Origin of the sequence: Kibdelosporangium banguiense (assembly GCF_017876405.1) — a bacterium.
Lineage (GTDB): Bacteria > Actinomycetota > Actinomycetes > Mycobacteriales > Pseudonocardiaceae > Kibdelosporangium > Kibdelosporangium banguiense.
The window spans coordinates 11,344,416-11,356,949 of the sequence record NZ_JAGINW010000001.1; the positions used below are offsets into that span (position 1 = coordinate 11,344,416).

Annotated in this window: 12 protein-coding genes and 1 pseudogene; 3 read left to right on the forward strand and 10 right to left on the reverse strand. The window is 66.8% G+C overall.

Going from position 1 to position 12,534, the window contains the following annotated elements; genetic code table 11:
* Positions 1-192: 192 nt before the first annotated feature.
* Positions 193-885: a helix-turn-helix transcriptional regulator gene (locus JOF56_RS50730; protein ID WP_209646612.1), complete on the reverse strand. Its 693-nt coding sequence runs from the start codon at positions 883-885 to the stop codon at positions 193-195.
* A gap of 119 nt (positions 886-1,004) precedes the next feature.
* Positions 1,005-1,826, reverse strand: coding sequence for a class I SAM-dependent methyltransferase (locus JOF56_RS50735; protein WP_209646613.1), 822 nt, complete (start codon positions 1,824-1,826; stop codon positions 1,005-1,007).
* Positions 1,827-1,901: 75 nt separating this feature from the next.
* On the opposite strand from JOF56_RS50735, the gene JOF56_RS50740 reads away from it, so the two are divergent.
* Positions 1,902-3,050, forward strand: coding sequence for a cytochrome P450 (locus JOF56_RS50740; protein ID WP_209646614.1), 1,149 nt, complete (start codon positions 1,902-1,904; stop codon positions 3,048-3,050).
* A gap of 1 nt (position 3,051) precedes the next feature.
* Here JOF56_RS50740 and JOF56_RS50745 read toward each other — a convergent pair whose 3' ends face one another.
* The 3 genes from JOF56_RS50745 to JOF56_RS50755 form a co-directional block, all read right to left on the reverse strand.
* On the reverse strand, positions 3,052-4,467 hold the full coding sequence (locus JOF56_RS50745; RefSeq protein ID WP_245378757.1) for a nickel/cobalt transporter: 1,416 nt from the start codon (positions 4,465-4,467) through the stop codon (positions 3,052-3,054).
* Entirely contained in the window at positions 4,464-5,789 is a 1,326-nt protein-coding gene (locus JOF56_RS60565; protein ID WP_209646615.1) for a tetratricopeptide repeat protein, read from the reverse strand. The genes JOF56_RS50745 and JOF56_RS60565 overlap by 4 nt, the downstream gene beginning before the upstream one ends.
* 68 nt (positions 5,790-5,857) lie before the next feature.
* Complete coding sequence (locus tag JOF56_RS50755; RefSeq protein WP_307855647.1) at positions 5,858-7,390, reverse strand: DUF4331 domain-containing protein; 1,533 nt, start codon at positions 7,388-7,390, stop codon at positions 5,858-5,860.
* A gap of 213 nt (positions 7,391-7,603) precedes the next feature.
* Between JOF56_RS50755 and JOF56_RS50760 the strand changes: the two genes are divergently transcribed.
* Entirely contained in the window at positions 7,604-8,341 is a 738-nt protein-coding gene (locus JOF56_RS50760) for an ATP-binding protein (protein WP_209646617.1), read from the forward strand.
* Positions 8,342-8,365: 24 nt separating this feature from the next.
* Here the strand turns inward: JOF56_RS50760 and JOF56_RS50765 are convergent, their stop codons facing one another.
* The gene (locus tag JOF56_RS50765) at positions 8,366-8,833 is read right to left on the reverse strand and encodes a DUF4383 domain-containing protein (RefSeq protein ID WP_209646618.1); all 468 of its coding nucleotides are present in this window, start codon (positions 8,831-8,833) and stop codon (positions 8,366-8,368) included.
* A 784-nt stretch (positions 8,834-9,617) separates the two neighbouring features.
* On the reverse strand, positions 9,618-10,085 hold the full coding sequence (locus tag JOF56_RS50770) for a MarR family winged helix-turn-helix transcriptional regulator (protein ID WP_209646619.1): 468 nt from the start codon (positions 10,083-10,085) through the stop codon (positions 9,618-9,620).
* Positions 10,086-10,205: 120 nt separating this feature from the next.
* Between JOF56_RS50770 and JOF56_RS50775 the strand changes: the two are divergent.
* Positions 10,206-10,400 (forward strand): annotated as a pseudogene (locus tag JOF56_RS50775) (MFS transporter); the annotation flags it as partial.
* Positions 10,401-10,438: 38 nt separating this feature from the next.
* On the opposite strand, the gene JOF56_RS50780 reads toward JOF56_RS50775, so the two are convergent.
* Genes JOF56_RS50780 through JOF56_RS50790 form a run of 3 tightly spaced genes read right to left on the reverse strand, consistent with a single transcriptional unit; the run spans position 10,439 to position 12,532 of the window.
* Complete coding sequence (locus tag JOF56_RS50780) at positions 10,439-11,272, reverse strand: amidohydrolase family protein (RefSeq protein ID WP_209646620.1); 834 nt, start codon at positions 11,270-11,272, stop codon at positions 10,439-10,441.
* On the reverse strand, positions 11,262-12,224 hold the full coding sequence (locus JOF56_RS50785) for an aldo/keto reductase (RefSeq protein ID WP_209646621.1): 963 nt from the start codon (positions 12,222-12,224) through the stop codon (positions 11,262-11,264). The genes JOF56_RS50780 and JOF56_RS50785 overlap by 11 nt, the downstream gene beginning before the upstream one ends.
* A complete protein-coding gene (locus JOF56_RS50790; protein ID WP_209646622.1) occupies positions 12,221-12,532 on the reverse strand; it encodes an L-rhamnose mutarotase in 312 nt (103 codons plus the stop codon). The genes JOF56_RS50785 and JOF56_RS50790 overlap by 4 nt, the downstream gene beginning before the upstream one ends.
* Between the last annotated feature and the right edge of the window lie 2 nt (positions 12,533-12,534).

The window sequence follows — 12,534 nt, forward strand, 5'->3', positions numbered from 1 at the left end:
GGCCTTCAGGTTCTCGCGCGCACACCTGATCAACACCGCCCTTTTGGGCGGCTATGAGTGCGGACCTGCCGGTTGCTGGGGCGGCCGGGGCGATAAGACCGATCGCTTCACCCATCCGCAGGACAACGGGCCTGGACAGGGAAAGGGGACGGTCCCGCGAAATACCGCGGGACCGTCCCCTTGGCCTTCTGCTCAGCCGGCTTTGCGCAGGGCGGGGGCGCCGGCCCCCGATGGGTCGCGGTCGACTCGACGGTCGACCTTGACTTCCTCCCCCACCTCTAGGCCTGAGACCCGGTCCAGCAGAAAACCGCGGGGTGCGTCCCGCAGCCGGCACCAGGCGAGCAGGTACCAGCCGCGCGGGCCGTGTAAGAGCCCCATCGGCTCCACGGTCCGCCACGTTTCGTGCTCATAGCGATCCCGGTAGTGCAGACGCAGTACGCGCCCGGTGTCCAGGGCCCGCTGCACCTGCTTGGGCACGGCCGATCGCGGGCCGGCGGCGGTGACCGGGCGGACCCGGTCGACCAGTTTCTCGGCCGTGACGACGTCCTGCTCGGCCATCATCGAGGTCAGCTTGTCCAACACGGTACGCGCCGCCGCCTCGAACGGCGCACCCCGCAACTCGCGCAACGCCACCGAGATGGCCACTGCCTCATCAGGAGTCATGTTCAGAAGCGGCAGGGTCCGCTCCTTGTCCAGTACGTAGCCCCCACGTCTGCCCCGGTCTCCGTACACCGGGAGACCTGACCGCTGCAACGCGGCCAGGTCACGCTCGATCGTGCGGATCGAGACGTTGAGACGATCTGCCAGCCACCGTGCCGCACGCGGTTGCGGCGCAGCCGCTTGCAACTCCTCCACCAGGGCGAACTGCCGATCGGTTCTGTTCATACCCCGAAGCTACATCGGGGGTACGACAGTTTTGGACACGAAAATTCGAACACATGTTCGACCTGCGGAAACGTCCCGGCCATCTCCGAAAGTTGCTCCATCCGGGTGGCGAACCGGGCTCAGAACAGGTACCGCAGGAGCCGGCCGGCGTCGCGCAGAGCAGGGATGTGGGACACCATCCGCATGCTGATCCGGCCGGACCGCGGGAGCCGGTCAAGATAGGGCAGGTCGACGCTGCGCAACGCGTCGAGGCAGGTCAGACCGTCATGCAGAGACTCGAGCGAGCGCGGGTCGTCGACGCCCCAATGCAGGGTCGCACCTGCGTTGCGGACGGCAGGCACGAGCTTCTGCAGCTTGATCCCGAGACTGCCGTAGACGTCGAACAGCAGCTGCCCACTGGGAAAGCGCTGGCAGATCCGTTGGATCAGCCGTTTGCCGTCCTGCTCATGCAGATACATCGCCAGCCCTTCGAACACTGCGACCGTCGGCCGGTCAGCCGGCACCTCGGAGAGCCACTCGTCGCTGGTGACCGAAGCGGCGACCATCCGATAGTCGCCCTCGGGCTCCGACAGCAGCCGGGACCGCAACGCGATCACGTCCGGCATGTCGAGGTCGATCCACCGGACAGACTTCCCCGGGGCGAGCCGCTGAGCGCGGGTGTCCAGACCACAGGCCAGATGCAGCACGGTCGCGGAGGGGTTCGCGCCCAGGAACTGCTGCGTCCAGATGTCGAGTTGCTTGGCACGGATGGCAATCCCGATCGCTGTCGTACCCTGGACGCGGGTTTTGCGGAAGTCGTAGTCGATCCGGGCAACCGCCTCGTCAGCCGCGCGGTCGTTCAGAACAGACCCAGGCAGCCGGGAATCCAGCGCACGGCCGTAAAGCGTGGCCAGCATGGTCTCCTGCGCACCAGTGAGCGTGATCTTCTCGCGGTCCTGCATTAGGACATCGTTAGCACAAGCGCACTAGTGCGGCATCCACAGAACCTAGTGCACTACTCGATATACGATGTACGCATGACTGATGCACTTCCGATCGGCCGCACCTGTCCCTTCACGCCGCCCGCGGAGATCACCAGCCGCCCACCGGTGAGCCGCTTACGGTTCGCCGACGGATCACCGGGCTGGATCGTGACCACGCACGCCGAAGCCCGCAAAGTCCTGACAGATCCCCGGTTCAGCGCCCAGGGCGATCGCGTCAAGTCCCCGATCCGCCCCGAGACGCAGCCGACCGCACCGGGAGCGTTCGCGTTCATGGACCCGCCGGAGCACACGGCCTACCGCAAACTGCTGACCGGTCAGTTCACCGTCCGCCGGATGCAGGCCCTCACCCCAAGGATCGCGGAGATCGCGGCGGAACTCCTCGACGCCCTGCAGCCGGGCGCGGACCTGGTCACACAGTTCGCACTGCCATTGCCGTCCCGCGTGATCTGCGAGCTGATCGGCGTTCCCTATCAGGATCACGAGTTCTTCGAGCGGAACTCCGCGAACATGGTGGACCCGGCCAACAGCTTCGACCAGCGGGACACCGCGGGTGAAGCCCTCTTCGGCTACCTCGCCGCACTGGTCGGCCGCAAACGTGCCACCCCCGGCGACGACCTGATCAGCGGACTGATCGAAACCAGCGAACTGACCGACGTCGAACTCACCGGAATCTCGGCCATGCTGCTGTTCGCCGGCCACGAGACCACCGCGAACATGCTGGGGCTGGGGACTTTCGCGCTTCTGCAGCACCCTGAGCAGCTCGCGAGGCTGCGCGCCGACCCGGGCCTGATCGACGGCGCCGTCGAGGAACTGTTGCGGTACCTCAGCATCGTGCAGTACGAGGTGAACCGGGCCGCGCTCGAGGATGTCGAGCTCGGCGGCCAGCTGATCAAAGCCGGTGAGACTGTGCTGGTCTCGTTGCCCGCCGTCAATCGCGACGAGACCAGGTTCGGCAATCCCGCCGAGCTGGACATCACCCGGTCCACCTCGGGTCATCTGGCTTTCGGCCACGGCGTGCACCAGTGCCTCGGCCAGCAGCTGGCCAGGATCGAGATGCGCGCAGGCTTCGCCGCGCTGATCTCCGGGCTCCCCGGGCTGAAGCTCGCCATCGCGCCGGAGGATGTCCCTCTGAACACCGGCCGCGGGATCTACGGCGTGGCGAGCCTGCCCGTCACCTGGTGAATCAGCCCAGCACCGCCCGGACAGTCAATCCCATGCCCACCACCATGACCATCCCCGCCGTAAGCACTGGTGCGGCGGCGATGACACGGCGCATCCGGAGCTTCAGCCGGTCGGACGAGAAGTTCTCCAGCTTGTCGGAGAACTTCACCAGCAGCAGCCCGGCCGCGGTCAGCATCGCGGCCATACCCAGGCCATAGGCCAGCACGAGCAACACACCGAACCAGGTGCGTCCCAACGCGATCGCACCGAGCAGCACGACAAGCGCGGACGGACTGGGCACAAGGCCACCGGCCACACCCATCCCGATCAGGCTCCCCCGCCCGAACCTCGGGCCGTGCCCATGTCCGTGCCCGTGACCATGGCCATGCCCATGTCCGTGGTCACGACCGTGCCCATGGCCATGTCCGTGGCCGTGCCCGACAAGCAAAGGATCACGCTTGCGGGCCGCGGACCGCAGCAGGACCACACCGATCCCGGCGATCAGCAATCCGCTCGCGATGCCGAGCCACCGCAGCACGCTCTCGCCCGCCAGCACGCTCGACACGCTCAACAGCAACCCCAGGACCAGAACCCCGGCGGTGTGCGTCAACGTCACCGTCGCGCCGACCACAATGGCGTCTCGCGGTGTCCCCCGCCTGCCCACCAGGTAGGCAGCGATCACGGTTTTGCCGTGTCCTGGCAACGCCGCGTGCGAGGCGCCCAGGATCAACGACAACAGGATGGCCAGCAATCCGATGAGTGGAGTCAGCTCGCGGCGGCCCACGAAGTCGGCCAATGCCATCGAAGCCCGATCCAGCATCCCGGCCTCGCCCACGGACTGGGCGGGTGCCGTGACCGTACCTCCTTGCCCTGGCTGCGCTTTCAGGCTGACGGTCCGCACATCCATCGGATTGGCCAGCAGGTCTTCCGGGTATTTGCGCAGCTCGTCGCTGACGCTACGGGACGGCACCGGCGAATCCAGTGCGACTCCGCTGCCGACAGCGGTGATCTCCCGCCAGCCGATCCGGTCTGGCCGGAACGTGTCGGTGAACGACAGCGTCACCGGGCCCTTGATCTCGGCGGGCGCGGACAGCTCGCACGTCAGCCGGGTCGTCGCCAGATCGGCCTGCCCCTTGGGATGCTCCACATGCGACGTGCGCACTGCGAAGGCCAGCGCCTTGTCGTCCACACTGGACTTGACCGAGGCCGCGAGCGATCCGCACTCCCGGGCGGCGTCCAGCGACTTCTCCTGCATGGTCGGGATCTCCGCCAAGTCCACAACAGACTTCAGGTCGACCCGGTCGGGATGCACCTGCAGGCCATTGTAGTGGTTGACGCTGAAGTTGCCGAGCGGGTGCGCGTCGGCGTGCCCGGTCACGAAGAACATGGCGGGCACGGCGACCAGCGCGACCAGACCGGCCTTGGCGAGCAGTCTCATCGGACGACCCTCAGTTCGGCGAGCCGCTTTTTGGCCAGCGGGGCGTGCAGCACGGAGAAGTTCGGGTTGATCTCCAGCGCTCGGGACAGGTACTTCTCGGCCTCGGCGAGCTGACCGAGCGAAGAGTGGATCATGCCGCGGTGGTAGGCGAACAGCGCGTTGTCCCAGCCGAACGCGGCAGCTTTGTCCATGTAGGGCAACGCTTCCGCGTCACGGCCGTTGACGTGCAACGCCCATGCCATCGCGTCGGCGACGAGCACGTTCTGCCGCCGTCCCCATTCGGCCTCCGCCCGGCTCAGGGCTTCGGCCTTGTCGCCGTGATCGGCCAGCATCAGGGCCGTGCTCAGGTCGTCGGTGGCGCCCTGAGCCGCCATCAGCTTGTGCTGCTGGGCCAGGATCTCGTACTGTGCCGCGGCTTCGGCGGGTCTGCCCGCGGCGTCCAGCAGCTCGCCGTACTCCTGGATGTACTGCGGCAGCGGGGCGCGGGTGACCAGCGTGCGATAGCCGTCCAGCGCGCGGTCGATGTCGCCGCGGGCGGCGGCCACTTTGGCCTTGCCCTGCAGCAAAGTCTGGTCTTGGACGAGCTCCAGTCCCCGGCTGTACTGGCTGTCGGCCTCGTCGAGCCGGCCGGCGTTGAACGCCAGCTCTCCCAGGTAGTACCGGCAGAACGCGATCTCGTCCGGTGCGCCGGCCGCCTGCAACGCGCGCTCCAGCGCCATCCGGGCCTCGTCGATGCGCCCGTGCGTCTCGAAGTAGTAGGAGGCGCGCGTGAAGGAAGCGACATTCGGCTTGAGGTCGAGCATCTTCTGCACGGCGTCGGTCGCTGCCTGGTCGTCGCCCAGCTGGGTGTAGGCGTCCGCGAGCACACCGTGGACCTCGGCGGACGTCGGCGCGACGGCCAGCGCCCGGATTCCCCAGTCCCTGGCCGCCCCGAAGTCGTGCCGGGAGTTGGCCAGTGCGCCCATTCCGAGCAGCGCCAGGGCGTTGTCCTGCGGCTTGAGTTGCAGTGACCGATCCAGGGCACCCTGCGCCTTGGCGTAGTACGCCGGATCGACCGTGATCCGGGCCAGCTCGACGTAGGAGGAGCCGAGCTGGGCCCAGCCGGTGGAGTCGTTCGGCAACCGGTGCAGCTTGCCCTGCAACGAGGTCACCGACTGCAGCACCCGGCTCTGCAGAGTGGGATGTGCCGAGGAGGCCGCAGGCGCGGGTGCCGCCGGGTAACCGGTGAACACCGAGAACACCGTGGCGATGCCGACCACCAGCGCCGCCAGTGGCCACCAGCGCACCAGACCCGGTGACTCCGGTTCGAGAAACGACTGCACTCCTACCCCTCGGGGATCATCGGAGGCGCGGCTGCTGTCGTCGCGCCTCCGGGCATCGATACGGACACTCACCAGGGACGGTTGCTGCGGTGGCGGGCCTTGGTGGGCCGCTTGCGCCACAGGTAGACCGCGCCGCCCAGCAGGACCAGGGCACCGAGCGCGCCACCGACCAGAGCACCGGCGGGCAGGTCAGCGAGCAGGTTGGCGGACTTGGTCTCCACCTTGGCCTCGACCGCGGCGTTCGCCGACTTGTTGTTCGGGACAGCGACATAGGGGAAACGCTGTTCGAACGCGACGTCGTTGGCATCCACCTTGTCGCCGGTGGCCAGGGCCTCGACCAGCTGACCGGACTGCGCGGCGCCTTCCATGGCCTGCACCGCGATATCGATCACGTCATCGGTCAACCGGCGTCCGTTGGGGAAGCCCTGCAAGTCCCCGCCCAGCACACCGAGCCGGTTGGGCTTCGCGGTCGGCGGCACCGAGAGGTTCAGCCGCAGCATCTCCGAGGGCACGAACATATGCGCGGCGACGTCCTTGTTGTTCAGCTGCGAGTTCAGATCGGCCTTGATCGGGCCACCGGCCTTGGTGGTGATCCCGGTCAGGAAGATCTCCACCAGATCATTACGCGGCGCCGCCGGGGCCTTGATCTTGTAGATCTGCTCGATCAACTGCGGCAACTCCGGCGTGGTCACCCGATCGAGCAGGGCTTTGACCTTGCCGTCCTGATCGGGGGTCAGGCCGTTGAAGGCGTCCTTGAGCCCGGCCGGTGCGACGACCTCGTTGACCAGCGGGTTGCCCAGCCTCGAGACCTGCACGAAGTCACCCTCGGCCTTGGCCTTGCCCGGCGAGAGCTTCAGGGATTGGCGTTCGGTGTCGGCCCACACCCCGATCACCGGGTTGCGCTTCGCGTCGCCTTTCAGCGCGAGCAGGTGGGCGGGGATCTGCAGGGCGATGGTGTTGACGTTGTAGCCGCGCAGGGTGTCCTGGCCGACCTCGGAGAGGTTGCCGCCATACAGCAGATCGAACACCCGCAGGTCGGCGAAGAAGGAGTCCTCGGCCGGGCCGGCGTAGCTCAGGGCGCCGCCGGGGACTTGGGCGATGGCCTGATCACGCACGGTGCGGAAGTCGGGGAAGGACGCCGGGCCGGTGTTGGAGGGCGCCGCCCGCGCGCTCTTGAGCAACACTTTGCTGCCGCCGTGCTGGTCGATCAGCTCAAGCTTGTAGTTCTGGCGGAACAGCAGGTTCTCGTCGTTGATCGAGGTGACCGCGCCGTTGTTGTAGAGGAAGGTGGCGTTCTTGCGCCGATCGTCGGTGTCGAAGGTGTAGCGGAAGATCAGGTCGGGTTTGGCGTCACCGTCGTTGTCGATGTTGATGTCGTAGCGGGCGTTGTCCGCCCAGGGGTAGAAGTTCGGGCCGCCGTTGGCTTCCTGGAACCCGAAGTAGTTCGCCACGACGGTCACCGTGTCCGGCCGGTCCGGACTGACGAACGCGTAGAGATCGGTGTTGTCCACGGTCGGGTCGGCGGCGATCAGCGGCGCCTCCCGGTGGCTGGACGCGCTGGCCGGACCGGGTACAAGCCCGCCCACCAATGCCGCGCCCACCGCCAAGAGGGCAGCTGTAGCACGTGACCGACGTGGTCCACGCACGATATGGGGTTGTGGCATAACCATTCCTTATGAACAGGCACACGCCTTGTCCTCCCTGGACACCTTCTATACGGAACGGCGAGTGATCCGGATCGATCGGTGGCGAATTATTTTCGGGCGCTCCGGGTACTACCTCTGTGACGGGCGCCTCACCAGGGGAGGTGAACCATGCGGACCGGGAACCTGCGAATCGACGTCCAGTATCGGCGTGGCATCACCATCGCCCACCCCGTCGGCGTGCTCGACATGGCGACATACACCAGCCTGCGGGACACCTTGCTCATGTATGCCGCCGAGCAACCCGACGGACTGATCGTGGAGGTCGAGGAGCTCGAGATGCCGTCCAGGCACGCGCTCTCGGTCTTCGCCCTGGTCGCGATCCGGGTGGCCGACTGGCCAGGCGTACCGCTGACCCTGGTCACACCGCTGGGCGACCAGCGGTCGGCACTGGCGAACGGCAAGGTGCAGGTCTACGGCACAGTTCAGGCCGCTACCGCCGGCATGGCGAGGCCACTGGCCCGCTCGCGTGCGGTGATCGAACTCCCGCCGTTGCCGGCCAGCACTCGCGAGGCTCGATCCTTCGTCCGGTGCAGCTGCGAGCGCTGGCGGGTGCCCACATTGATCATCGACGCCATGACGGTGGCGACCGCCCTCGTGGAGAACACCTTGATCCACACGGATTCCCCGGCGTTGCTTCAGATGGAACTGCGGTATCGCACGCTCACGATCGCGGCGTCCGACGACGACCCGGGACTGCCGATCCTGCATGAACGCCCGGAAGGCGGTGTGGCACCTTCCGGGCTGCTACTCGTGGCGGCGGTCGCCCAGGCCTGGGGCTGCATGCCGACAATGGCAGGCGGCAAGACCGTCTGGGCTGTGCTGCGTCTGCACGAACTCCCCGAATGACCTGGTCGGTCCACTGTGGACGACCTAGCGCCAGTGAACGGTCACTCCTGCCGACCGCGACGTGCGAGCCGGACGCCTGTCATCGGCGACAGGCAGCACCGCCATCGCGACCATGATCACCAAAGTCACCGCGTGCAGCCAAAGATCGGCCGGATTGACCGCGAGCGGGTCGTAGCCGGGACGGGCCGCGAGCGACACGATGTCGTAACCGACGACCAGCCCGAAACCGATGACGACCGTCCAGAGACCGACTTTCGAACGACCTGCCACGATGGCGGTGGCGATCGTCAACGCCCCCAACAGGAAGTGAATGAAGTTCAGTACTGTGCTGACGCCGAACAGATCCCACAACAGACCCGGCGGGTTGCCACCCCGCAGATCGCCTCCCCTGCTGCTCTCGTCGCTGATCGCGGCGAAGCCAGAGATCGACAGCACCACAAAGAAAAGTCCCACTGCCAGGACAAAAAGCCGCAGTAGCCGATGGGCGGACATGGCTGCTCCCTTCCTGTTGCCCAGTGACTACCCGGATGCAAGCCACGTCACACTCCGCGCCGGAACACAAGAGCCAGTTGGCGAGTTAATCTCAGTGACTGGTGCGGAACGTGTCCCCGGGCCTCAACTCCAGCCATCGGGGAATACCGGGTCAAGCCGGAGCCCCCATGCGCCACTCGCCGAGAGGCGACCGCCGCACCGGTCAAGCCCACCCCTGGCTCGCGTCCTCCCCCCTCCGCGGGCCGGGGGTGGCCTAAAAGGCCCTTTCCCAGGGCGGTTCTCCCCCAGAACCGCCCGGAATGAGGCGGCTTACCCCCAGAGCCGCCTTGTCCACCCCCGGCTTCCGCGTCCCCCTCCGCGGACCGGGGGTGGACGCGTCTTCACACGGATTTCATTGTGAGCACGGGGCAAACCTGTCAGCGAGCTGTCGATTCGCCTACGCGGGAACTATTTCCCGCCGTGCACAGCAGGGCAGCTGTCACTCACGGCCTCGCACGATGGTCGGCTCGAACTCGAACTCCTCGGCCTCTCTGGGCGACGGGAGATCTTCGTTCTGAACTTCGACGGCTTCTTCCTCGCGTGTCTGCGTGTGCGACATGACTGTCTCCTTTCACGTTCCCAGCAGGCTCCCCGCCTGGATGAACCATCTCGCAGGCGGCTAAAGCCTCACTCAAGCGAGCTTCGTCAACGGCGAGGAACTGCCTTAATACAACCGATTACCCCGGTGCGGGCCGGAACAAACGAACCGCGACCGGCAATGCGTCCACATCGGACACAGTCGGCGTCATTCACCGCCGGCAGTGGCGGGACTGATCGGCAGCCGGGCCAGAGCGTCGACCAAAGGCGCCAGTTCAGGGAGCTTCTCCGCCTCCCGCAAGGCCTCGGCCAACGTCACGTCATGCAGCGGGCGCGCCTGCGACAACAGTTCGTGCCCGGCGGGCGTCACCTCGGTGTAGATGCCACGACGGTCAGTCGGGCACAGGTACCGCGCGAGCAAGCCACGGTTCTCCATGCGCGTCACAAGCCGTGTCGTCGCGGACTGGCTGAGCACAACCGCGCGGGACAGCTGGTTCATACGCATGTGCCAGCCGTCCTGACGTGCGAGGACATCCAGAACGCTGTATTCGCTCACGGACAAGTCGTGCTCACGCTGCAAGGCGCGCTCAAGGGCGTCCTCGAGAGACGCATGCAGGGCCGCGAGCGTGCGCCAGCCCTGAGCGCGCGCCTCAGCAGCGTCATCGTCCAGTGACACCTTTCACCTCCGCTTGCCCCTACTCCATGCGCGGAGCATCATCAGGCTTGAGCAATTACCCGCGTGTGCAACTATCGCGCGAGCCGGTAATTGCACCACCACTTTACGGGAGAGGACACCATGCCTGCCGCGCTTCTCGCCCTGGCAATCGGCGCTTTCGGCATCGGCACCACCGAGTTCGTGATCATGGGCCTGCTGCCCGAGGTCGCCGCCACCTATTCGGTCAGCATCCCCACCGCGGGCCTGCTGATCTCCGGCTACGCGCTGGGTGTGATGGTGGGCGGGCCGCTGCTGACCGCGGCGGGTCCCGCGGTGGCGATCTTCTCCGGGTCGCTCGACCGCCGCAAGACGCTTCAGAGCGTGTAGACGGCAGCCGCCGTACCACCGAAGACCTGGCCGCGCTCCTCGTCCGAGAGGTCCGCGGTCAGCTCTTCGGCAGCGTTCACGACATCGGCGTACGACCCTGCCAGCAGGCACACCGGCCAGTCCGAGCCGAACATCAGCCTGCCTGGCCCGAAAGCGTCGAGCACGACCTCGGCGTACGGACCCAGGTCCTGCACTGTCCACTTTGCCCAGTCTGCCTCGGTGACCAGCCCGGACAGCTTGCAGGTCACGTTCTCGAAGCCCGCCAGCTCTCGCAGCGACGACGCCCACGGCTCCAGCTCGCCACTGGCGATCAGCGGTTTCGCGCAGTGGTCCAGGACGAACGGATGGTCCTGGAACGCCGCCACCGTCTCGATCGAGGCCTCAAGCTGGTGCGGCAGAACCAGAAGCTCGTACAGCAACCCGGCGTCGAACACGGCTTTCAGCCCGCGTTGCACGTCATTGCGGCACAACCAGCGCGGATCCTCCTCGCCCTGCACCTGATGCCGGATTCCACGCAACCACTGCCCGCCTGCGCCCGACCGCAGAGCAGCCAGATCGTCGGCGACCGAAGGCGACGTCAGGTCGACCCAGCCGACGACCGCGCCCACCACCTCGCAAGACTCCGCCACGGCAAGGAACTCAGGCGTTTCCTCGGGAACGGTGACGGTCTGTACGAGCACGGTCCGGTCGAAACCTTCAGCGGCCGAGAGAAGATCCTCGACCGAGAAGTTCCGCCGGATCGCCGCCATCGTCTGCGCGGAGATCCAGTCCTGATCCCGGACCGCGAGGTCCCAAAGGTGGTGGTGCGCGTCAACTCGCATCCAAGAAACCCTCCGCACGCAGGTCGTCCCAGAGCCCTTCGGGCACCGGCGCGGCGAACAGTTCGGCGTTGCGTACCGCCTGATCAGCCGACTTCACACCGAGTACCACCGAAGCGACAGCCGGGTGACGCAGGACGAACTGTACGGCCGCCTGCGGCAGTGTCGCACCATGGCGCTCACACACCGCGGCGATCCGCTGCGCCCGGACGACCAGATCCCGGGGCGCCGGGGCGTAGTTGTACTTGGCGTCGTCGGCGACCTGTGGGCGGGCGAGCAGGCCGGAGTTGAAAACACCCGCCGCCAGAACCGAAACACCACGTTCGGCGCACAGTGGCAGAAACTCGCCTGCGGCGCTCTGCTCCAGCAGGGTGTACCGGCCGGCCAGCATCACCACGTCGATGGAGGTCTCCCGGATGAACCGGGCAGGCATCTGCCACTGGTTCATCCCCACTCCGATCGCCCCGACCGCGCCCTGTGAACGCAGGTCAGCCAGTGCCGGGGCGCCTTCCCCCGCTGCCTGGGCCCAGTGGTCGTCGGGGTCGTGCAGCAGCAGGACGTCCACCCGGTCAAGGCCCAGACGCTCCAAAGAGGACTCGACCGAACGGCGGACACCGTCGGCGCTGAAGTCCCACATGCGGCGCTGGGTCGCGGGCACGGCGAACCCGTTGTCCAGGTCGAGTCCCTTGCCGTCCGACGGCTCGAGCAACCGTCCCACCTTTGTGGACACCACATAGGAGTCCCGCGGGATCCCGGCGAGAAACTTGCCGAGCCTGCGCTCTGACAGGCCCAGGCCGTAGTGCGGCGCGGTGTCGAAGTACCGCACACCGGCTTCCCACGCCGCCTGCAGCGCGGCTTCGGCGTCCGCGTCGGAAACCTCGTTGTACAGGTTGCCGATCCCGGCCGCGCCGAACCCGAACGTACTCACGCCGACATTCGTCGAACCCAGTTTCATGGGAGCTCCCACACCTGTTTCACGTCCGGTTGCGCGCCGGAGTAGTCGTCGGACACCTCGAGCAACTCGGCCATCCGGGCCTGCCACGGGATGTTGGCGGGGTGGTCACGCAGCTTCTCGCGCATGCGGGTGTAGTCCTCGCATTCGACCACATGGAACAGATCCCGGCCGCTGCGCCAGATCCGCCACGACCGCACCCCCGCTTCCCGCAGTGCGGTGTCGAGCTCTGATGGGATCACCGCATGAATGCGGTCGTAATCGGACTCCTTGCCCGGTTTGAGCCGGGTGTGCAGGGCAACCGTCTCCAAAG

What these genes read in the sequence shown, in the direction of transcription:
- JOF56_RS50785 (WP_209646621.1), bottom strand. Translation starts at nt 12,224, where the DNA reads ATGAAACTGGGTTCGACGAATGTCGGCGTGAGTACGTTCGGGTTCGGC.
- JOF56_RS50740 (WP_209646614.1), top strand. Translation starts at nt 1,902, where the DNA reads ATGACTGATGCACTTCCGATCGGCCGCACCTGTCCCTTCACGCCGCCC.
- JOF56_RS50735 (WP_209646613.1), bottom strand. Translation starts at nt 1,826, where the DNA reads ATGCAGGACCGCGAGAAGATCACGCTCACTGGTGCGCAGGAGACCATG.
- JOF56_RS50730 (WP_209646612.1), bottom strand. Translation starts at nt 885, where the DNA reads ATGAACAGAACCGATCGGCAGTTCGCCCTGGTGGAGGAGTTGCAAGCG.
- JOF56_RS50745 (WP_245378757.1), bottom strand. Translation starts at nt 4,467, where the DNA reads ATGAGACTGCTCGCCAAGGCCGGTCTGGTCGCGCTGGTCGCCGTGCCC.
- JOF56_RS50780 (WP_209646620.1), bottom strand. Translation starts at nt 11,272, where the DNA reads ATGCGAGTTGACGCGCACCACCACCTTTGGGACCTCGCGGTCCGGGAT.
- JOF56_RS50765 (WP_209646618.1), bottom strand. Translation starts at nt 8,833, where the DNA reads ATGTCCGCCCATCGGCTACTGCGGCTTTTTGTCCTGGCAGTGGGACTT.
- JOF56_RS50760 (WP_209646617.1), top strand. Translation starts at nt 7,604, where the DNA reads ATGCGGACCGGGAACCTGCGAATCGACGTCCAGTATCGGCGTGGCATC.